This is a genomic window from Sphingobacterium sp. G1-14, from assembly GCF_002196555.1.
In the GTDB taxonomy this organism is placed as follows: Bacteria; Bacteroidota; Bacteroidia; order Sphingobacteriales; family Sphingobacteriaceae; genus Sphingobacterium; species Sphingobacterium siyangense.
On record NZ_CP021381.1, the window covers coordinates 2,683,922 to 2,704,488 of the forward strand.

The 20,567-nt window shown below is 39.1% G+C and carries 17 protein-coding genes; 5 read left to right on the plus strand and 12 right to left on the minus strand.

What is annotated here, in order from left to right; genetic code table 11:
- Positions 1–18: 18 nt before the first annotated feature.
- Positions 19–972: a helix-turn-helix domain-containing protein gene (locus CBM24_RS11175; RefSeq protein WP_075992241.1), complete on the minus strand. Its 954-nt coding sequence runs from the start codon at positions 970–972 to the stop codon at positions 19–21.
- A gap of 83 nt (positions 973–1,055) precedes the next feature.
- On the opposite strand from CBM24_RS11175, the gene CBM24_RS11180 reads away from it, so the two are divergent.
- The gene (locus CBM24_RS11180; RefSeq protein WP_157698431.1) at positions 1,056–2,228 is read left to right on the plus strand and encodes an FAD-dependent monooxygenase; all 1,173 of its coding nucleotides are present in this window, start codon (positions 1,056–1,058) and stop codon (positions 2,226–2,228) included.
- 3 nt (positions 2,229–2,231) lie between these two features.
- Positions 2,232–2,627 carry a hypothetical protein gene (locus CBM24_RS11185; RefSeq protein ID WP_088161282.1) on the plus strand — a complete coding sequence of 132 codons (396 nt, stop codon included), beginning with the start codon at positions 2,232–2,234 and terminating at the stop codon, positions 2,625–2,627.
- A gap of 284 nt (positions 2,628–2,911) precedes the next feature.
- Here CBM24_RS11185 and CBM24_RS11190 read toward each other — a convergent pair whose 3' ends face one another.
- Positions 2,912–7,420 (minus strand): AAA domain-containing protein, encoded by a 4,509-nt coding sequence (locus CBM24_RS11190; protein WP_088161283.1) that lies wholly within the window; start codon positions 7,418–7,420, stop codon positions 2,912–2,914.
- 261 nt (positions 7,421–7,681) lie between these two features.
- Between CBM24_RS11190 and CBM24_RS11195 the strand changes: the two genes are divergently transcribed.
- Positions 7,682–8,428, plus strand: a complete 747-nt coding sequence (locus tag CBM24_RS11195; RefSeq protein ID WP_088161284.1) for a hypothetical protein — start codon at positions 7,682–7,684, stop codon at positions 8,426–8,428.
- An 81-nt stretch (positions 8,429–8,509) separates the two neighbouring features.
- On the opposite strand, the gene CBM24_RS11200 is transcribed toward CBM24_RS11195, so the two are convergent.
- Both CBM24_RS11200 and CBM24_RS27260 read right to left on the minus strand, forming a co-directional pair.
- Positions 8,510–9,037 carry a DUF4468 domain-containing protein gene (locus CBM24_RS11200; RefSeq protein ID WP_088161285.1) on the minus strand — a complete coding sequence of 176 codons (528 nt, stop codon included), beginning with the start codon at positions 9,035–9,037 and terminating at the stop codon, positions 8,510–8,512.
- Positions 9,038–9,256: 219 nt separating this feature from the next.
- The gene (locus tag CBM24_RS27260) at positions 9,257–9,727 is read right to left on the minus strand and encodes a hypothetical protein (protein WP_145330432.1); all 471 of its coding nucleotides are present in this window, start codon (positions 9,725–9,727) and stop codon (positions 9,257–9,259) included.
- On the opposite strand from CBM24_RS27260, the gene CBM24_RS11210 reads away from it, so the two are divergent.
- A complete protein-coding gene (locus tag CBM24_RS11210) occupies positions 9,672–10,484 on the plus strand; it encodes a PD-(D/E)XK nuclease family transposase (RefSeq protein WP_088161287.1) in 813 nt (270 codons plus the stop codon). The two genes, CBM24_RS27260 and CBM24_RS11210, sit on opposite strands and share 56 nt — an antisense overlap.
- Positions 10,485–10,691: 207 nt before the next feature.
- Here the strand turns inward: CBM24_RS11210 and CBM24_RS11215 are convergent, their stop codons facing one another.
- From CBM24_RS11215 to CBM24_RS11250, 7 genes are all read right to left on the minus strand, one after another.
- A complete protein-coding gene (locus tag CBM24_RS11215; RefSeq protein ID WP_088161288.1) occupies positions 10,692–10,949 on the minus strand; it encodes a hypothetical protein in 258 nt (85 codons plus the stop codon).
- A gap of 91 nt (positions 10,950–11,040) precedes the next feature.
- Complete coding sequence (locus tag CBM24_RS11220; protein WP_088161289.1) at positions 11,041–11,922, minus strand: DJ-1/PfpI family protein; 882 nt, start codon at positions 11,920–11,922, stop codon at positions 11,041–11,043.
- 433 nt (positions 11,923–12,355) lie between these two features.
- Positions 12,356–12,685: a hypothetical protein gene (locus tag CBM24_RS11230; protein ID WP_088161291.1), complete on the minus strand. Its 330-nt coding sequence runs from the start codon at positions 12,683–12,685 to the stop codon at positions 12,356–12,358.
- Positions 12,686–12,895: 210 nt separating this feature from the next.
- Positions 12,896–13,267: a PleD family two-component system response regulator gene (locus tag CBM24_RS11235; RefSeq protein ID WP_070568401.1), complete on the minus strand. Its 372-nt coding sequence runs from the start codon at positions 13,265–13,267 to the stop codon at positions 12,896–12,898.
- A gap of 2 nt (positions 13,268–13,269) precedes the next feature.
- The gene (locus CBM24_RS11240) at positions 13,270–13,641 is read right to left on the minus strand and encodes a response regulator (protein ID WP_088161292.1); all 372 of its coding nucleotides are present in this window, start codon (positions 13,639–13,641) and stop codon (positions 13,270–13,272) included.
- A 7-nt stretch (positions 13,642–13,648) separates the two neighbouring features.
- The gene (locus CBM24_RS11245; RefSeq protein WP_088161293.1) at positions 13,649–17,233 is read right to left on the minus strand and encodes a response regulator; all 3,585 of its coding nucleotides are present in this window, start codon (positions 17,231–17,233) and stop codon (positions 13,649–13,651) included.
- Between the two features lie 8 nt (positions 17,234–17,241).
- The gene (locus CBM24_RS11250; protein ID WP_088161294.1) at positions 17,242–18,711 is read right to left on the minus strand and encodes an ATP-binding protein; all 1,470 of its coding nucleotides are present in this window, start codon (positions 18,709–18,711) and stop codon (positions 17,242–17,244) included.
- A 331-nt stretch (positions 18,712–19,042) separates the two neighbouring features.
- On the opposite strand from CBM24_RS11250, the gene CBM24_RS27905 reads away from it, so the two are divergent.
- On the plus strand, positions 19,043–19,168 hold the full coding sequence (locus CBM24_RS27905) for a hypothetical protein (protein ID WP_262507993.1): 126 nt from the start codon (positions 19,043–19,045) through the stop codon (positions 19,166–19,168).
- A 138-nt stretch (positions 19,169–19,306) separates the two neighbouring features.
- Here CBM24_RS27905 and CBM24_RS11255 read toward each other — a convergent pair whose 3' ends face one another.
- Positions 19,307–20,464 carry a zinc-dependent alcohol dehydrogenase gene (locus tag CBM24_RS11255; protein ID WP_088161295.1) on the minus strand — a complete coding sequence of 386 codons (1,158 nt, stop codon included), beginning with the start codon at positions 20,462–20,464 and terminating at the stop codon, positions 19,307–19,309.
- Positions 20,465–20,567 lie beyond the last annotated feature (103 nt).

Consider the following 20,567-nt stretch of genomic DNA (forward strand, 5'->3'; position numbering starts at 1 on the left):
TGCAAAGGGATAAGGTATTTACATTCTATTTTTATCCTGCCACTTCTTTGGTTTTAATCCAAAGTGTTTTTCAAACAACCTTCCGAAATAACTCAGATTGCTAAATCCTACTTGATAGCCAACTTCTGAAACTGAAAGATTTTCCTGCTGTAATAGTCTTGCTGCTTTTTGCATACGAAGATGATTGTAATATTCGTACATTCCTTTTCCAAAAACTTGTGTAAAAATCCTTCTTAGTTTTAGCTCATTCATTCCACCTATTTTTACCAGTTCATCTTTAGATAGGGATTTTTCCAGATTTGATGCTATCGTATTCCGAACCAAATAAACCGCATCAATTTCAGCGTTGTTAAGATGGAAATAATCTGTTTTTTTTCTTTTTAATAAATTGCTGAAAAGCAGATAAATAAGTTCAAGTGCTTTTAACCGATAAAAAGCTTGCGGTAAAATGTTTTCTATTGAAAGGTCAGCTAATTGAGCAATTAAATCAGTCATTTCAGGTGACAAAAATTCTTCTATCCAAAAGGTTTTTTCTATATCAAAAAGATAAGACAATTTATCTGCATCATTTCCTACAAAATGTTTCAGGTATTCCAGCTCAACTAAAATGCTGATTTGCTGTACGTGGACATCTTTAGGAAATAACACTTCACTTTCCAAATGTGAAGGTATAATACGAACATGAGGCTGATTGTTCAAAGATCTTTTACTAATGGCATTTGCCGATTTTTTGTTAATAAGAATATTTTGAAACGAAATGAGTAGTCCTTTTTCTATTGTCCTGATTGGTTTTCTTTTATAAGCAAAAGTCTTGCTGGCAATTAAAGAGCGAACCATTATTAACATCTCGGGCATCAAGTCCACAATGTTCAATTCGTTGAAATTCAAAAATTTTATCTCATTTTCAATGGAAGATAAGGAGATGCCAAGTTTTTCAGCAAGTTTTCTCATTTTACGCTTTTCATCAAACATAATTTTTTGGACTATTATTAGTTTAATTTGGGCTATTTTATCTGTAAATATAGAAAGATATTTGCTGTATAAAAATGAAAAAAATGAAAAAAAATATTATTATTTCAGGAGGTGGCATCGCTGGATTGACTGTTGCAAAACTGTTGAGCAAACAAGGGCATAAGGTGACTGTTTTGGAAAGAGCGGCATCATTCAGTAAGTCCGGATTTCTTATTTCGCTTAAGAGTTTTGGCGTTCGTATTATTGAAGAATTAGGATTAGCAGAACAATTACAACAAGCATCGTCACCCTCTGAATTTGTAAATTTCAGGGAGTCAGACGATTCAATTATACAAAGTCTTAGCTATGAGAAAATGAACGAGAATATTGAACGTTCCGTTCTGATAACGCGAGGCGGATTGCATCACGTTTTATACAACGAAGTAAAAAATGAAGTGAGTATTCATTTTTCATCTTCTGTTGAAAACGTAATGCATGATGAAGACAAAGTCCAAATATTACTCAACAACGGAACTGTGTTGGAGGCCGATCTCCTTATCGTTTCAGAAGGGTTACGCTCTACGACAAGACAAAATTATTTTCCGGAAAGTACGCTAGAGGATTTTAAATTTGTTTATATGGGTGGACGATTGAAAGAGCATCATTCTTATGAGGTTGGCAAATTCAATATCTATATTGATGTGAATAAGATGCTGTCTATTTATCCCATTGCTTCCGATGAAATAGCCATTCAGTGCTATTTACATAATACAGGAGATTTACCATCTGTTCAAAATAAAGCTAATGAAATACTCAAAACATCTTTTGCTGGGTATAATGAAGATATACAGCATTTGTTAGGTCGCTTCGCGGATAACGGTCTAATGTTTATTGATAAAATGGGGATGGTAAATTCATCCACTTTAGTAAATCGTAATGTGGTTTTATTGGGAGATGCGGGGTATTGTCCCACTGCGCTATCGGGAATGGGAGCATCATTATCAATTTATGGAGCAAAGGCGCTAGCTCATTTTATTCATCAAAATCCGAATGATTTAAAAACGGCTTGTTGCAATTATGATACCATGATGCAGCCAATAATTCAGAAATTTCAGGCTAATGCAAAAAATAATTCAGCATCATTTATCCCTGATAGTAAAGAAAAATTAAACTGGTTTGTCCATTCATTCAGAGCCGCCTCTGAGGCTGATGTGCAAAAAATAATGATTGATCCAATTGTATTAACGAAAGACCAGTTAAATTTTAAAATCAATTAGATAATGAATTTTAGAAAGATATTTTCCGTCATAGTTGGATTCGGAACGATAGGATTAATGAGTTCTGTTTTTGCAAAAATGCAAGGCTTGCTGTTCACGTCATCTTTAGAAATATTTACCAGTAAGGAAATCGCTGCCACCAATTTTTCCCAATTTATCATCAAACTTTTTTGTGTTTGGGTTAGTTGTGTGTTGGGTGGAATGGCTACTACGAGGATAGGGGGCAAGCCAAGAGAAAATCTTATAGTTGGTGGTTTAATAATACTGGTCGTGGGTTGGCTATGGTTGTCGGCTGAAAATCCTATATGGTTTTGGGTATTGCTGATTTTAGGTATTTTACCCTGTGTATTTTTAGGATATCGAGTAACTTCTATTATATGTAAATTTCGTATCAAATGACCATGCGATTCTTAGTTGCAAATTGACCACCTGATTTTCTGGCGAAACTAGATTTAGTGCTGTAGGAGTAATGTCATCAAAAGTGATAATTAATATGCATCTTTTAAGTTATCAAGCCTGAACGTGAGATCAGACTTCGTCATTTGGTGTGAATAGCTCCCTTTTAAAGGTTATTGTGGTTACGATTGTTGCCTCGATAACCTTTAATAGGAGTCGGAAACCAATGAGATAACATTATTTGTGCTGGTTACCTGCGAATTATCGGTTCTATCAATGGCGATTCGCTAATTATCATTTATATTGATTTTCGTTGCCACATGCACGTGGTTGTTCAAATTTGCCTCTTCTTCATCCTGTTGACGAATAAAATCAAGTAGTCGCTTCAGCTCTCCATCGGCATCATCCCACCATTTAATTGACCATATCCTATGAAATACAAAACCATATCTTTCAAGTTGCTCCTGTCGGAAACTGTCCCAAGCATAAGCTTCCGGACTGTTATGATATTTCGCGCCATCACACTCTATTGCGATGAGTGGTTTGTGGCTTGTTTTTGATTTGACAACGATATCAATCCGGAAACCGCCTACGGAATGCTGCTGTTCTAAACGATCGGCACCGATATGCTGTGCAAGTTGTTCGAATACTTCATCTTCAAATGGAGACTCAGACCCCAAGCTAAATTCTGCTGGCTCATACAGTTTATCTGTACAATACTGACTCAATAGCTGGAGAATGCCCTTTCGCAATTCGTCATTACCCTCACTTACCGCTTTCGCATAGGTAAAGTAAGCGTACATAATACCACGGCCTTTATTGCCCTTCTGTTGGATAAGATTTGGGTACTGACCAACATACTCCTGCGGGAAAGAAGTACATACATATACCTTTGACCGCGCTCGAGTGATGATTACATTCAACATACGATGTCCTTTACCTTGTATAATCGGACCAAAGTTTTGACTAAACGAACCGTCGGCTTTTCGCCCAAATGTTGTGGATAGAATGATAATATCCCGTTCGTCGCCCTGAATGTTTTCGAGATTTTTAACAAAGAATGAATCTCCCGCCTGCGCCATTAAACTGTCGAATGCAGGGTCATTCTGGCGAACTGCACTCAGTTCCTCAAGGATCAAGTTGCGTTGGTAAATATTGAAAGTAGCAACACCCACGCTTGGAATACTGTCTTTAGCTTCCTTCATGATCTGTTGTAACAATTCGACCACTTGCAATGCCTCTTGTTTATTTACTTGCCCTTCATATAAACCATCAATCTGTAAATATTCGATAGGCGTGTAGTGCTCCTTCGCCGGAACAGGCATTAACCTATTCCCGTAGAATGCATGATTGGAGAAGTCGATAAGATAAGGGTGTTTCGAGCGGTAATGGACTTTTAAATAAGATTCAACGAACCCTTTGTCTACAGCATAAGCTAGTAAGGATTCACTATCTGCGAGGTTAAGCTGAGCAGCCTGTAGCGCAGTCCGATCTGAAAATTCATCTTCGTAATCTTCTGTTTCATCATCAATCGGGTCAAGTAGCGCTCCACTTCCTTCGAAGTAAGAGGAGGGAGCCATCTGATGCTTGTCACCGGAAACAATTTTAGCTTTTCCACGGATCAGGGCCGCGTAAGTATCTTCGAGACGCAGCTGACTGGCCTCATCGAATATGACCACATCAAAAATTCCTTCCTGTAGCGGCAAGATGGAACTGCAGACCGAAGGATTGACCAACAATACTGGAAAAAAATCAGTAAATAGTTCAAATTCTCTGTTCACAATAGTGCGGAGTGAATTGCGACGCATTCCCTTAGCTCCCTTTTTGTTAAACAAACTATTTATGTTTTGTCCTCTGGCTTTAAAATGTCCGACGGCGTCAGCCTGTTTTTCCGTCCACAAAGCAATAATGCTATTCAGCTGCGCATTATTAAACTCTTGTTTCTGCTGCCGATATTGTTGTAGTTGGTAATCGCTTTTTGGCAATTCCTGGGGTTCATTTGTCGTGAGTATCCAATACAGATACCAGCATTCAAAAGCATCAGCCCAACGGTCTTTAAGATGTATGCTGATTCGGTTAATAAGCTTTTGTTGCACTTCGTCCACTGAAAGGAAAAATGATTTCCACTCATGATAGCTACGGAAATCACCCATATGGTCAATGAACGTTGCAATAGTATGCTTAATCGTATGACATAAGTCCTGTGCAGCCTGAAGACCTGTATACGGCAGAAATACCCCATTCGTTATATTTCCCGTTAACCGGTTACCTTCGATATCGTCAAACGAGTTTTGTAGACTTCGATAGGCTTCAGCGCGTGCAGCGTAATAGTCACGAAAATTATTAAAATACCTTAATTGAAAAGTTACTCTTTCAGTTAGGTAGGGTACTGCCTTTATCACCCCATTGATATCAGTAACTGGAGTCGTTGGAACAATATTGTAATCGGCGATTAGCATTTGCTCTATGCTATCCAATTTTTGAAGTAGGGGAGCTATTTGCGCTTTTAGTTCACTCAGTTCAACATGAAAATGATGATCATTAATATTGAACAGATAGTTACTGATCGCAGGTGGGTATTGCTCTTTCCAAGCGGCTGCCTTTTGTCTGAGTTCCTCTATATTGTTTAGATATATAGATAAGTCAGTTGTTTCCAAATGATCGTTATATTGATGTTCAATATAATTTTTCTGAACATGGGCTGATCTTACCTGCGCGATACGATTCTTTAATTCGATTCTCGTTTGTTTTATCTGTTTATGCTTTCCCGAGAATATACTTAATAAACTTGTTTTAAATTTTGCACCACTACTATTATTTAATAAGTTATTGCCATATTGAGCAATGCTTGTTTCAGCGTAGGCAAGATAAGTTGATATTGCATTGCTTAGCGATGAATGATAGCTGCTATAATGTTGTTGCAGAGCATCTTCATATTGCTTGAAAAATTGTTGCGCTTTTATCCCTACTGTTTGTAGTCCTAAGACAATTTCATTGATGCGCTGTTCCTGAGGAAAAGTGGATGGTAATACCTCTTCTTTCACTGAATCTCCAATACAAAATGCTAAATAGGACTTAAAATCCTGCTGCATTATTGTGGGGATGCCGCTCAAAAAATCATCAGCCCACTGCTTTCCACTCACTTGAAGTTCAGCAATAACCTGTTCAATAGTTGGTAGCTGTTTATGCGCGTATGCAACAAAATCCTCAATTCTTACACGCGATGGCCCAACCTGTTGATCTATAAATAGATCGTCTGCCAATGGTCTAAATATGGCATGAACCTGACGCGATTGCTTAAATAAATTATGGCTTTGCTTTAGAATAACAAGTGTCCTTTCCAGTTCTGTATGATCCTGAGCAAAATTAAAATCCTCTTTCGGTATAATATTCTTGAGCGGTACTTGACTAAAGTTTTTTAATAAAGCCAAATACCGTCCGACGATCTGCGGCCAACTCTTATCGCCGTAGACCGTTTGAGCTAAGGCAGCATGCTGTGCATTGATAAGTTCAGCTGATTCCTTGAGTTTTGATTTTATCGCATCATATTGGTTTTGGGCTTGCCTTCCTGAGATGTGAAACGGAACTCCGATCTGACGATCTCTGACGGAATCTACGATCGCTTCACGCGCATCGTTCACATCATCAATTACACCGACTAGCGCGCCGATCTGAGGATTCGTACGTTCGATATTTGCTTTAATCACATCAAGCGCTGTTTTCTTTTCGCAGACGACAAGACATTTCAGACCATTGGCAAGTGCATTTGTGATCAGTGCAGTTAACGATTGGCTCTTTCCCGTACCTGGAGGGCCTTGTATTATTTGGTTCGGTTCATTTCCAAGAGCACTTATTATGGCCTGTTGGCTTGGGTCTGTATCTACGGCGCTGAAAGGTGTTGTCGATAGATTTTCCACTTTAAGCTCATCAAATTCAAAGGCATCGAAGCGATCCAATAAGCGGGAAATGTCGGTGATAATACTTTCTTTTTGCGCTCTGAACAAACCAAAAACACCACCAAAATGAATGTAAGCTTTGTTATTGGCGATAGCATCTATCTGGGATGCTTCGGGTAATACATTGATAGCTGTTTCAAAGTTTTTGCCTAGCACCTCAAGTATCTGCTCTTTACTATTTGAATTGAGTGCTTCCAGTACTTCAGCACAAGCGTTCACTAACTCGTTGTTGTCAATCAGCGCGTCATCTAAGGCTTCATTGGTCAGATTGGGTAATGTAATGTCATCTTCACTTTTGATAAAAGAAAGGAGGACCTCGTTGATACTAATCGGGTGAATATCTGAATCCACTATTTTTCCATTTGCATGAATCGCTTTATTTCGCAAAAACGACCATTCATTGACTTTGTTTTTAGATTTAACGGCCTCTAGTTGCCAAATGAATAATGGGGCTTTTATGATCTTAGAAGGATCTTTTGAGGATCTTTTTATAAGAATAGGATAGCCAAATCCGAGGGTCTTCATCCCATGTTCTTTAAAATAATCTTCATTTTCTATGATGATGGAGTTCAGTCGTTTAGAAATTAAGGTTAGTTTCTTTTGAGTCTCCGTATCTTTTTCATTGAGATCTATCGTATCAAATGAAATCTTAAATTCAAAGTTTGCTTTGGTCAACAAGGTATCTAAAAATGATTTGGCTAGACCATCCTCAATGAGGTCGAGCTGCTGCAGGTCTAACCGTGTGGCCAACCTTCCTGGCAATGCATTTAAATGAATAGAGCGGGCGTTACCGCCTTTTAATTTACTTTGTAAAGATTGCAGGAAAATCTTGGATGACATAATTGTAATATTTGTATTTATCCTAATATACAAATATTCGGTATAATCAGCAATCGAATCAAATTACCTTATCAAAGCCTGTCAGCATTTTAATTAGACAGCCAGCTTCATCGCAAAGATCCTACACGAGATGGTTCAGGTACGCGTAGGATATCAAATAAATTTATCTGTTTCTGTACTAATTAGTTAATTGACACAGGATTGTTACAGGAGGAATTTTTTCTTAATTTCGAACCGTTATAGTTATAATTCATTCCATTTATGCTGTTCATTTATACACGTTACGAGTACGTTTTAGGAAGTAAAAATATCATTGCAACATTAAAAAATGAGACCATAGCGCAGAATTTCAATCTTAGTATCATTACACCTGCGACCAAATTTTTAGGGTTTCCAGTTGGAGGAGGTCTGGTAAAAATGTCTCGTTTAGTCAATCAATACGGGCAGGTCATCCACGCAAGAAATTATTCGCCTGAAATAAAAGAAGAGGTAAAGAAATTTAAGAAGACACTAGAAATTCCGTATTTCAAACTTTGGAAAGGGTATTTGATTATAGCATCGATAGCAATTATCGGCTCTATTATTTATGGTATTAAACTGAACATAGATGGTAAGAAATATCGGAATGAAAAAGAAAGTCTTGCTCAATCGGCTCAACAACTACAGGCAGGACAACTATATGGTGCAAGTTTCTTTACCGATGCTGAAGGAAATAACATCCAAGGTTTACCAGCAGGTTGGGTTAAGATTCTAAAGATAGAAGGAGATACAATTTTTGTCCAACGGTCTAAAAAAATATCGGATCGTGCGATGTTTGAAATGAAAGATTTGGAATCAATTAAGCCAACATCGGATGAAGACTGGAATAATAGGGTCGAAAAAATGAATTATACGCTATTTAAAGAAGCTGTGAACAATAAAAATTTATCCGGTATTGATTTATCTTATATTGGTGCAGATCACGATAAATATTCTGGCGTTATTATGTCTTTTAAAGGCGTTGAATGATATTATTTCTAGAATTAAAACCGGAAAAATGGGATGAAAGCTCGCAAGTTTATTGTCAGGAAGAGAACAAATACATCGATATTACCAATTATCAATATTGGTTGATTTTTCAAGAATAGATTTGATCAGCTCATTAAAGTACGCGTTTACGAATTGATGTTTTTTCTCATTTTTGGGGCTACCGTTGCCTTTGAAATAAAATTTTTTCACGTTCATTTTATTCCAAGTACCGTTGTAATTCATAATTTGAGCACTGAAAGTTGGACTATTGATTCTTATTTTTCCATCTTTAAATAAAAAAGACAAGGTGTAATCGACATCATAGTAAGCAATAGCGGATGTTTTAAGTCCTCTTTGTTGGTAAGCTGCTAAAGCGATCGCCTGCCCGGGAACCAAAGTCAGGCCTTCTTTGGGGTTGGAATATAAGCTATTGATCGATTTTAATACATTATCGTAAAGTTCTTGCTGTTTAGCGCCAGGAACTTCCACTACGGTATAATCTAGATTCTCTTTAGAAACGAAACCTGTTGGAGCTAGGGTGAAATATTGTGAAAATGCTAAATTTATGAACAGAAGCAAAAATATTCCAGTAATTATGTAATTTTTCATATTAAATTGTTTTGAAGGAAAGTAACTCAACCAACTTTACAAAATAAGTCGTTAGTCGCATTAATTTTTTGCAATGTACTTCTTTGTGAAGGAAAATCCAAAGCGAGCGGGTTAGAGAATTGAAATTTGTATATCAAATGCGTTGAGTTTTCAATAAGATAAGTCGATCGGAAAACTATAATATAGATGCAATCATATTTCACTACATTTTATAAAATTTTAATAGATAACAATATCAAAAGCCATACTGTTTTGCCTAAAAAATATTTGAGAAAAGCCAAAACTGCCTCCCTTAACGATTAACAAGAGATACTTTTTATTTCCCCTTTTCTGCTTGACCAGCACGATCCAATCATCTTGTACGCTTTCTGTACCCACCAATAATAGCGCATCGTCTATTGACAATAAATCGTCCTCCCAAAGTGGAGTTGTACAGGTTCGAGCGAGCAGTTGCTCCAGATTTCCTTTCATGGGTTTATAGGCATGCGCATGCTTATGGAGGACTCGATATGGCTGATGCATGTGCTCCGGCGGATGATGTCGGGCAAATATCGCAGCAAAGACCACCTGATCGAAATTGAGGATAAGTTCTTTTCCAACTGTAAGGCGAAGGGCTACCCCGAAAAGATTAGCCGTGAGATCTGGCGGCAGATGGAAAGCTTCGCCGGTTATTCGATTAACAAGGCGCATTCAGCATCTTTTGCCGTATGGCGGACGTTTTATTATTGAAGTGCAGCGCACGGCGCAGGATAATTTGAAAAAGCGCATGCTTTACTACAGTAGTAAATTGATAGCGGATCAGGCACCCAAAGGCAACCGAAGGGCTTGGAATTATGGAATTAGTGAAGTTTATATCATTGTACTAATGGATGGATTTGCAATGCCTGATGCGGGGGATGAGAAGTATTTTCTACACGATATTTGTTTATGTTATCGAGATCATGGTAAAATATTTTATGACGATCTAGGCTTTATATATGTGGAATTGGTTAACTTTGTTAAAGCTGAGGCAGAGTTAGTTAATGATTTAGATCGTTGGCTTTATGTACTCAAAAATATGTCTTCGCTAAATGGACTTTCCACTTATTTGCGTAAGCCTATTTTTGAGAAGTTATTTCAGTTAGCAGAGTATAGCAAACTAAAACCGGAGGAACGAGAGATGTACAACGTAAGTTTAAGGAATAAATGGGATGCCGAGAGTATCCGAAGTAGTCAGGAGGAGCGATTGAAACGAGCGCGCGAAAAAGCAATGGCTGAGGGAAAAGCAGAAGGAAGAGCAGAGGGAAAAGCTGAAGGAGAAGTTATCGGAAAAGCCGAAGGAAAGGCGGAAATAATAAAAAATCTTTTGTCTTCGAATAAGTGTTCGATATCGGAGATAGCCGAATTAGCGAACGTCACTGTAGAGTTTGTAAAGCAGATCGAGGCAGAGAAGGCTAAAGCAAAATAAAACAGATTATAATATAAGATTTTAAGGCCACTTGGATACTGTTTAAGTGGCCTTTTTCTTTTTTATAAGTTAAGCTGGTCTTAGACAATACCATTTTGAATAAGCTCTCATTTAAATAAAAGTAATTGTAAGGCCGAAGCGACGAACTCAACTTTTTTAGAAAGGCTCCCTTGTCGGTTAATAAGGGAGCCTTGTATTTGAAAAAAATTAATTTAAATCACCGATTGTTTTGTTATCATCCCTTACTAAAGCAAGTAGTTTCTGAACAGCGGGTTGCCTCCATTTCTCGGGCATATCTCCGTCCAGGTAACTTAAATCCTCTGCTATAATTAGTTCGTATCCTTCAGACGATATTTTGGCATATTGGCCTACCTGACCACTTTCACCTAACTCAAAATCAAATAACTGTTCTGTTTCCGTTGTTAAAATAACCGGTATATCTTTATATATTTTAGTTTTTGTCATAGACTGAAATATTCATTAGTTCTTAAAATAATAGCTCAAATTTTGAAAACGTTGGCAAAGACTTTGCAATGATCCATATGGCTTCCGATGCCTATTCATGCTCCAGTTCTGATTTTTCACAGGCGAGAAGTTCATCTGCGCAGATTTTCCCGAATTTATCAGCCGCTAACGGACTATCTGCGGTAATTAATTTTCTGTCAACGTGACAATCGCCGGCAATTTTTTTATTCAAAATTTCGATCCCAAGCTGTTTGAGTTTTTCGCCATAAAACCAGGGCATCTCGCCGGGCTGGTATCCACTTTCTGGCAAAGCCTTATCCATTTCATCAGGAAACGAATTAATCTTATATCCCTTAAAAGGAAACTCAGCGTCTCCGCAATCTGCTACGCTTAAGAGCGCTGCGGGGCCATGGCAGATTGCCAAGAGATATTTATCTTCCGCTATTACCCATTTGATAAGTTCTTTGACATCATTATTTTCAGGTAGTCCGAGCATTGCGCCATGCCCGCCCGGGATAAAAACGGCAACGTAATCAACATATCCTTTATTCGTGTCAGCTATAAAATCTCTCAGGTTGTGCGGGTTTGAAAATTGCGTATTATACTTGTCGAGGATTTTACCGATGTTTTCATCTTCATACGGCATAGTCCACATCTCAAATTTTACAGGAGCACCTGTTGGTGTGTAGAAGTCAACCTCAAATCCAGCCTGTTCAAAATGAAGAATGGGAACCAGTGTTTCGACCGGATGATTGCCCGTTGAAAACTTCTTTCCATTTTTCATGGTCATATACCGTTCTTCTGTGCAGAGCACAAGAATCTTTTTTCGGGTGTCCTTGTTGATATCACTGTACTTTTTTTTACTGTAATTTGTCTTGGTCGTAACCATCGTCTTTCTTGAAAAAAAAGAAGGTTCGTAACCAATGCCGTCAAATACAGGCTCTTTGCTCAAATCGTTTGAAAATAATGACATAGTACTATTTTTTATTGTTTGTAATTCGTGCTATTGAAAAGCTTCGAATGTCAAACTTTCCACATTTTATAAATCTTTAAGAGATAACAATATCCAAACCCGTGCTGTTTCGCCTAAAAAATATTTGTAAAAAAACAGCACCCAAACAAAGTCGTCAAACGGTCATGGCTGAAGAAAAAAAGGTAGTCTCGCAGGGTAAAATGAGTTGTCAGCAGATCTCAAAAATTATCATGGAGCAGATGTCCAAAATAAAAGTTCCAGTACTGGAGCACATTTTGATGCAGTTCGAGCCTCTGAGTTCAATTTGAAAGGTTGCTTTGATGCGTATAAGAGAGGGGATGGCAGATACCTATGTTGTATCCATTTAATAACCAACGGTCAAATATAGCTTTAACGCGTTGGTTATTTCATAAAATGAAAAGACAGTTTGATCTTAAATGGTTCTTCCATCGTTAGCTAACTCTCCGTCGTTGGCTTCCTCACGGTCATCAATCTCTCGTTCATCAATCTCTCTTTCGTCGTCTTCCTGTTCGTCAATTTCAGGAAATTCATTTTCTTCTTCGTTTCCCAGTTCTTCGTCGATGCCTAAATCATCCTGATCGGGCATGTCTGGAGTTTCATCGGGTTCATTTTCTAATAATTCCTCTTCAGGATTGTCCGGCACATCGTTCGGAAGATCCTCGGGCCCCTGTTGTGCAACAATTGCGAATGCAACGATAAGTATACCTTGATACCGATCCTGCGTAATTTGGTTTTTTTTCATCTTTTAATAAATATATAAAGTGAACCTTCTTGGGATCGGTTTCGTTAACTGATAAACTACGCAATATAGATCGTTTAATACTTGAAATCGCTGTGGTAGCATAGTGTCTATACCAGGTAAAGCATTAGTGCAAATATCAAGTATGTCGTTAATCCCTAAAATAATAAAATTGGTGCCCAAGATTGATAAACTTTTGGGGAGTAAAAGATCTTAATAATTTAAATTTAGCATTTTATTGATCACCTTCTCCAGATCGACGATGTCGAATGGTTTTTCCAGGTAGTCATCAGCTCCTGCCAGTTTAGCCAAGCTTTCTATATCTTTGTTCGCGGAAAGATAAATTACCGGTATTCTCTTGAATTCCTGATGGTTTTTGAGTAACTGAGTCGCTTCAATTCCTCCAATGGAGGGTATCCAGTTATCCATTAAAATTAAGTCAGGCTTTGTCTCAGTAACCTTTTCTATCACGTCGTGGGAGGTAGAGGACACAGCTACTGAATATCCGAAGCTCTCCAATATCATAGAAATCATCTCCAGCAATTGTTTGTCATCGTCAAACAATAATATTTTCTTCTTTTCCATTCTTAAAATTTTTCGATCAGCGGAATAAGTTCGTCGATATCTATAGGTTTAGAAATATAACCATCTGCGCCAGCACTTAGGCATTTTTCCCGGTCACCGGACATGGCCTGAGCAGTAACCGCAATTATGGTAACGTCGTTAAATATTTCGCTGGATCCCCTGATCCTGGCAATGCCTTCATATCCATCTATTTCAGGCATCATCATATCCATCAGCACGATATTGATATTTTTATGCTGATGGAGTATTTCAAGCCCTTCTGCTAAGGAAGCACTGCTTAGTACAGCATAACCTTTTGACTTAAGAACCAATTTTAGGGCAAAAATATTATAAGGTTCATCATCGATGATCAGAATCAATCTTTTATTGTCCATATTTTAATCAGTTGTATAACCATACACGTAATAATGAAAGCAATTGATCGGTATCCACGGGCTTTGAAATATAATCAGAGGCCCCGGCTATGATACACCTTTCCCTGTCACCGATCATGTTTTTTGCTGTTATGGCAATTATCGGTATTTCACTATAATGGGGATTTTGACGAATCATTTTAATCGTTTCATACCCATCCATTTCGGGCATCACCATATCCATAAGAATAACAGAAATATCATCGTGTTCTTCAATTTTGTCTAGACCTTCCTTTCCGTCCATTGCAGAAACAACATTAATCTGATACCTTTCAAGCGCTTGAGAGAGATAATAAATAGTGCGTATATCGTCATCGACGATAAGAACTTTTTTATTTTGCAGTACTTCTCTGATGGTTCCTAAAGACGATTTTTTTGACCATTCTTCACCAGGATGGTTTCCTACTAAATGCAAAAACAGTCCAACTTCGTCCAGTATTCGCTGGTAGGAATTTGCCGTTTTGATGACAATCGAATCGGCATATTGCTTCAATTTTAGCTCTTCAGATTTCGAAAGATTCTTCCCTGTGAATACAATGATAGGTATATTTTCTAAACCGGGTTTTTGTCGTATCGAGTCTAATGTGTCATATCCCATATTGCCCGGAACGCCCATGTCCAGTATAACGCAATCTGCTTTATCAGAATAGAGACTGTCGACGCTTTCTGTAACGGTAGTCTTTATTTCAGAAATGATATCATAGCTTTCCAAAAAGTTAGCAAGTGCTGCTGCATGTTTTGAATTTTCCTCTACAATAAGCACCTTTTTCGGATTCCGGGCAAGTGCTTCCTCAATTTTTATAAACATCTGCGCCATTTGTTCCAGCGCAATAGGTTTATCCATAAAATCGATAGCCCCTTGGAGCAGACTTTCCCGTTTAACTTCAAAAGATGACATAACATGGACTGGAATCGGACGTGTAATTGGATTGTTTTTAATCTCTGCCATAACCTGCCACCCATCTTTTACAGGTAATTGAATATCCAATAAAATCGCCGTAGGCTTATACCTTATCGCTGCATCAGCTGCCTGGTCTCCACGCACGATGACTACCCCTTTATACTTTTGCTGCCGGGTATACCTAAGCAGCGCTTTAGCAAAATTAACATCATCTTCCACGATCAATATCACTTTATCGTCCTCTTTTATATCATTCCGGTCATCATCAACATCCGGCGGGATAATGTCAACGGTATGTGGATTACTGGACATTATGATGTCCTGTGTTTCTTCGATGTTTTCCGCAATGGACTGTATAAGCTCTTCCGTTGTCGGAACAGTATTTTCTTCCTGATTTTCGGGAATTAAAAGGGTAAAGGTACTTCCTTTTTTTTCCTGGCTACTTAAACGGATCTCTCCGCCCAACAGACGCGAGAGTTCACGGCTGATCGAAAGCCCAAGACCTGTCCCGCCAAATTTACGCCGTGTGGATCCGTCAGCCTGCTGAAAAGCTTCAAAAATGACGTCCTGTTTGTCCGGTGCAATTCCTATACCGGTGTCAGTTACGGCAAAAGCAATCTGTCCATCTTGTGCCTCGCTTGGGAAGACGGAAAGTATGACTTGTCCCTCTTTCGTAAACTTGATGGCATTCGATAATAGATTCCGTAGGATCTGGTCCAGTCGCTGGCGGTCAGTACGTATTGTCTTTGGCAGGTTGTCTGCCAATTTTATTGTAAATGAGAGTGCTTTTTCCCTTATAATCGGAGAAAATAGATTGTCCAGGTCTTTTGTCAGATCCGAAATTGCAACCTGCTGATAATCGAGTTCCATTTTACCGGACTCAATTTTTGAAAGATCGAGAATTTCGTCGATAAGGGTCAATAGGTTTTTTCCCGATAATTGGATCACCTCGGCCGATTCAATCTGTTCGGTTGTCAGGTTCTTTTCGGGATTATCCGACATTAGGCGTGATAGAAGCAAAATTGAATTGAGCGGTGTACGCAGCTCATGTGACATATTTGCCAAAAATTCTGACTTATATTTCGTGCTCCGCGCCAGTTCTTCCGCTTTTTTCTGAATTTCCTGATTTCGGTCTGCTATCAGTATATTTTTTTCTTCTAGCATTGCAGAGCGTTGCTCCAGTTCTTTATTGGCTTGCAGCAGTTCTTCCTGTTGTACGCGTAGTTCTTCTTCGGACGTCTGGAGTTTTTGGGTATGGATTTCAAGATTTGCATTGAGATTTTCCAGCTCGGCATGCTGTGCCTGAAGTTCCTCTGTCTGCGATTGCGTTTCTTCAAGCAGCTGCTGTACTTTCAGCCGCGCCTGAGCTGCAACAATCGCTGCACCAATATGACGGCCCGCTTCTCTATAAAAGGGCATCTGGGGTTCCTTGAATTTCCTGAAAGAACCAAGTTCAATAACACCAATGCAGGTGTGACCATCAAAAATTGGAAGTAATAAGATCGAATGCAGGGGTAAATATCCTGCAGTAAAACTGACCACATTTTTCGAAGGATATGGATTTTCTATGATCCGTACTTTGCCGTCCACAAACGCCTGACCGACAGCGCCTTCTCCGGGTGCGATAAATTGCCGCATCGAATCTTCATGGCCGTAGGCTCCTATCAGTGCTAGCTGCGTATGCTCAAGGATATAAAGGGAGCCGTTGGCACATTCCCCATAAGTGACTAAGATTTGCAATGCATCGGAAACTAGATCTTCTTTCACTTTGTTGCCGACTAAAACTTCGTTTAGCAAGGCGAGCCCGGTCTGGCGCCATTCATTGTCGCTAAGTTCATCGAAAGATTGTTTTAACGAATCTGCCATATTGTTAAGTGAACCGGCTAAACTTCCTAGTTCATCATGCTCCTGGTCATTGATTTTAACCGAATAGTTTCCGGCAGCAATCTGTCCCGCAATACGTTGTGTTGCGACGAGTCTTTGGGTGATCTCCCTATCTTTTTTCTTAAGGTCTTGTTCGAGCTGTACCCGTTTCGCCAGGTCCCTTCTAAGCCTTATATAAGAAAATATGGTAATGAACAGCGAAAAAATCGCAGCGATGATCACAAAAAGTGAAGTCAATGTTGATGCCGTATTGAGCCTTCCGGACCTACTGTCGAGCAATTTCTCCTCATTGTCCACAAGTCTGGCGAGAAGCGCACGGCATCTGTCCATATATTTCTTGCCCTCCTCCATGTCCGCTAAGGTCACCGTACCCCGGGCCTTTTTTATGTTAACCAGTCCGGCCAGTTTATTCAATCGGGACTCGACCAGCTGGCCGATGCTATCTATTATTTTTTGCTGCGGGAGATTGTCCGATACCAGGTCACGGGCGGTGGCAATTGACTGAGGGAGGGAGCGGGAACTGCTATAATAGGGTTCCAGAAAATGTTCTCTTCCGGTGAGCAGAAACCCCCGCTGTCCAGTCTCGGCATTTTGCAGGTCGATCAAAATTCTGTTCGAGCGTGCAATGACACGTCTACTGTGATCAACCATTTGACTATTATGGATCTGATTACGGATACTTAGATATGATGCTGTCGAACTGGTCAATAACAGGGCCAGTGAAAATCCAAAGCCGATCTGCAGATCTCTTAAAAAACGTTTTGGCATTGCCTGGTTCAATTTAAAGGTAAAGAAAAATAAAAAGTAGATCCTCCTGTGGGGGCACTGCGTACACCGATAGTTCCATTGTGCTGCTTAATTATTTCAGCGCAGATATAAAGACCAATCCCCAGACCCTGAAAGTTTACGGACGATTCTTCCACACGGTAAAACTTATCAAACACGTGTTTTTGCCTGTTTTCCGGGATACCTATACCGCAATCGGTGACAAATACACTAACTGAGTCAGATTCATATTGTATGTCTATTGTTATACAGGGCCTATTGACTGAATATTTTATCGCATTACTGAGAAAATTGATCAAGACTTGCTCTATACGCCTCTTATCACCTTTTATCATGTGGTTGATAAGATTGGGATCGTAATGAAAATAAAAATCAACATCGGCATTCATCTGTCTCATTGAGGATATAGTCTCTTCAATCAGGTTTTCAATTACAAAATCCTCTTTTCTTAAATTTAGCTGGCCGCTATCAATTTTAGAAATATCGAGCAGGTCTTTTATCAGCTCCTGTAATTTATCTACATGTCCATCTAGGGTAAGGAGATGTTTTTGGATAGAAGAAATGTCGTTTAAGCCGATCAGACGCATCATAAATTGCACATAACCCTTAATACTGGTCAGAGGTGTCTTTAGTTCGTGGCTGGCAATGCTCAAGAATTCGTCTTTCTTTTTTTCCAATTGTTTTCTGTGGTCAATGTCCGTCAGGGTTCCCACCCAAATTGGGCCCGATTCCTGCTCGCGTATCGGTGCTATGCGAAGAAGAAAATATTTGTAATTTTCTGCGCTAAGCTCTTTGATGCGGACTTCTTTTTCATAAACCGTTCTGTGTGACACAGCGTCAGTCCATAGCATTTTGATCTCCTCGTCATCGGGATGTGTGGGCGGAAAAGATTCAGCGGACCGAGCAAATCGGTACCATTGGGAATTGACAAATTTTATGCCCCCATCAAAATTTGCAGTGAAAGCCAGCTGCGGTAAGGATTCGAGTGTCAGGTGGAGCTGGTCAACCTGTTTTTCAAGGGCACGCTGGGCTTTTTTGCGTTCTTCGATTTCAGATAGAAGCTGTTCCTGCATTTTATTGAGAGCGACTGTCTTTTCATGGAGATCATAGAAAGTTTTGACTTTCAGATTCAGGATATCCGGATCGACAGGTTTAGTGACGTAATCATGACCACCGGAAGCATATCCCTGCGTAATGAATTTTTTGTCCTTGCTGACTGCCGATAGGAATATTATCGGGATATTTTTTGTTTTATTGAGGCCACGTAGGGTTGCTGCAACTTCAAATCCATCCATATCCGGCATCTGGACATCCAGAATAATGAGTACGTAGTCGGTTTTCAGGGATTTTTTTAGCGCTTCCTCACCAGAGAGGGCAGTATCCACTAAAAAATTTTTTGATTCTAAGAGCTTCTTTAATGAAAATATGTTTTCTTCTTGGTCATCTACAATTAAAATCATGGTTTCTGCATTTATGTTTAACGGTAGTTTGAGATTGTATAAGTAAATGTTAAATATACACAGTTTATTTGTATCAACGAATTCAACTCTGTCTTAAAGGGAAAATTTTTGATAAATTATAAAAGCCGACAGCAAATATAGATTTAGCCGTTTATAAATTGGGGTAATATAGAAAATCGATACAAGTCTACCAAAACTAGCTTTGCGGTATTACTTAAAAATAAATGAACTATTGTAGCTTCAATAATGCATAGAAATAAACTCTAATTATCTGATATAGTATTTAGTATCGTCTTAAAGCGTATGATTGATTTACAAAAAATATTTGCAGATGGGGTGGTCCCAGATCGAAAGTGCTGCAGCTAATTTTAAAGGGGGGATTACAGCTTACACGCTTGAAGAGAAAGTAGACCAAAGCACAGCAAAAATATGGAGAAAATATTTTGGTAACTTTTGAAGGAATACTTGCGAAGCTATTTTAGCGATTTGCGAAAAGGCCTATCCGCATTAACCGAACGATAAACCGCGAGGAAAAATCATTTAATGTTTACAGCAAGCCTGCTCGTTTTTCGTGATTTTTCCTCGCAAATTTATCTTAGGGTTTCAAAACTACTTTAACGCAATCGTCTTCTTTCTCATTGAAGATTTTATAGCCATGCTCCGCTTCAGTAAGCGGAATGGTGTGGGTGATAATATCATCGAGAACTACTTTATTTTCGCTGACGAGGTTGACAAGCTTGTCAATATAGTTAAGAACAGGGGCTTGACCCTGCTTAATGGTGATACCTTTATCAAAAATCCTGAATAGTGGGAAATTATCGTATGGTGAACCATATACGCCCATGATCGATACTGTTCCCATTCGTCTGACCGCTTCAAAGCACATTTCCAATACTTTTATCGACCCTTTTTCAAAATTTATCGTTGCTTTTACTTTATCCATAAAATTTCGTTCGGGCTCAAAGCCTACTGCATCTACGCACACGTCGGCTCCTCTTCCGTCAGTCATTTCACGAATTGCCTGAATAACATCTACTTTATGTGGGTTTAGGATTTCAACGTTATTGACTGCTTTCGCTTTCTCCAATCGATAGTCCAGTGGGTCTATAGCGATAACTCGACCAGCACCATTAAGCCATGCTGCTTTTTGAGCCATCAGGCCGACAGGACCCGAACCAAAGATTGCAACAGTTTCACCGCCTTTCAGATTTGCCCAATCAATCGCAGACCATCCGGTAGGAAAAATGTCTGTTAAAAACAAAGCCTGTTCATCAGTCAGGTGTTCGGGAATAATCCGAGGACTGATATCGGCATAAGGAACGCGTACATATTCAGCCTGACCGCCAGAATATCCTCCGTAAAGATCAGTATAGCCAAAGAGTGCACCACCTTTTTGATCCATCAAATCCCCGTTGGGACCATAGTGTTTAAAGTTTGAATTCTCGCAGGCAGGAGATGCTTCATGCGTACAGAAAAAACATTTTCCGCAAGCGATCGGAAAGGGGACTACTACACGGTCGCCTTTTTTTAGATTGGTGATTTCTGAGCCCACTTCCTCTACGATGCCCATAAATTCGTGTCCCATGATCAGGTTTTCCTTCTGCGGGACTGCACCGCTTAGAATATGTAGATCGGAGCCACATATTGCGGTCGCGGTTACTTTTAGAATGACGTCTCTTGGGTCAAGTATAGCTGGGTCAGGTACATTATCGACCCTGATATCGCCGGGCTTATGGAATACTGCTGCTTTCATAATTTATATTTTAGAATGTGTGTACATTTAACCAATTATTAATCTGTGTTTTAAAGGAACACATCCAAAACAACTTTGGTTCAAAAAATAATAGCACACAACT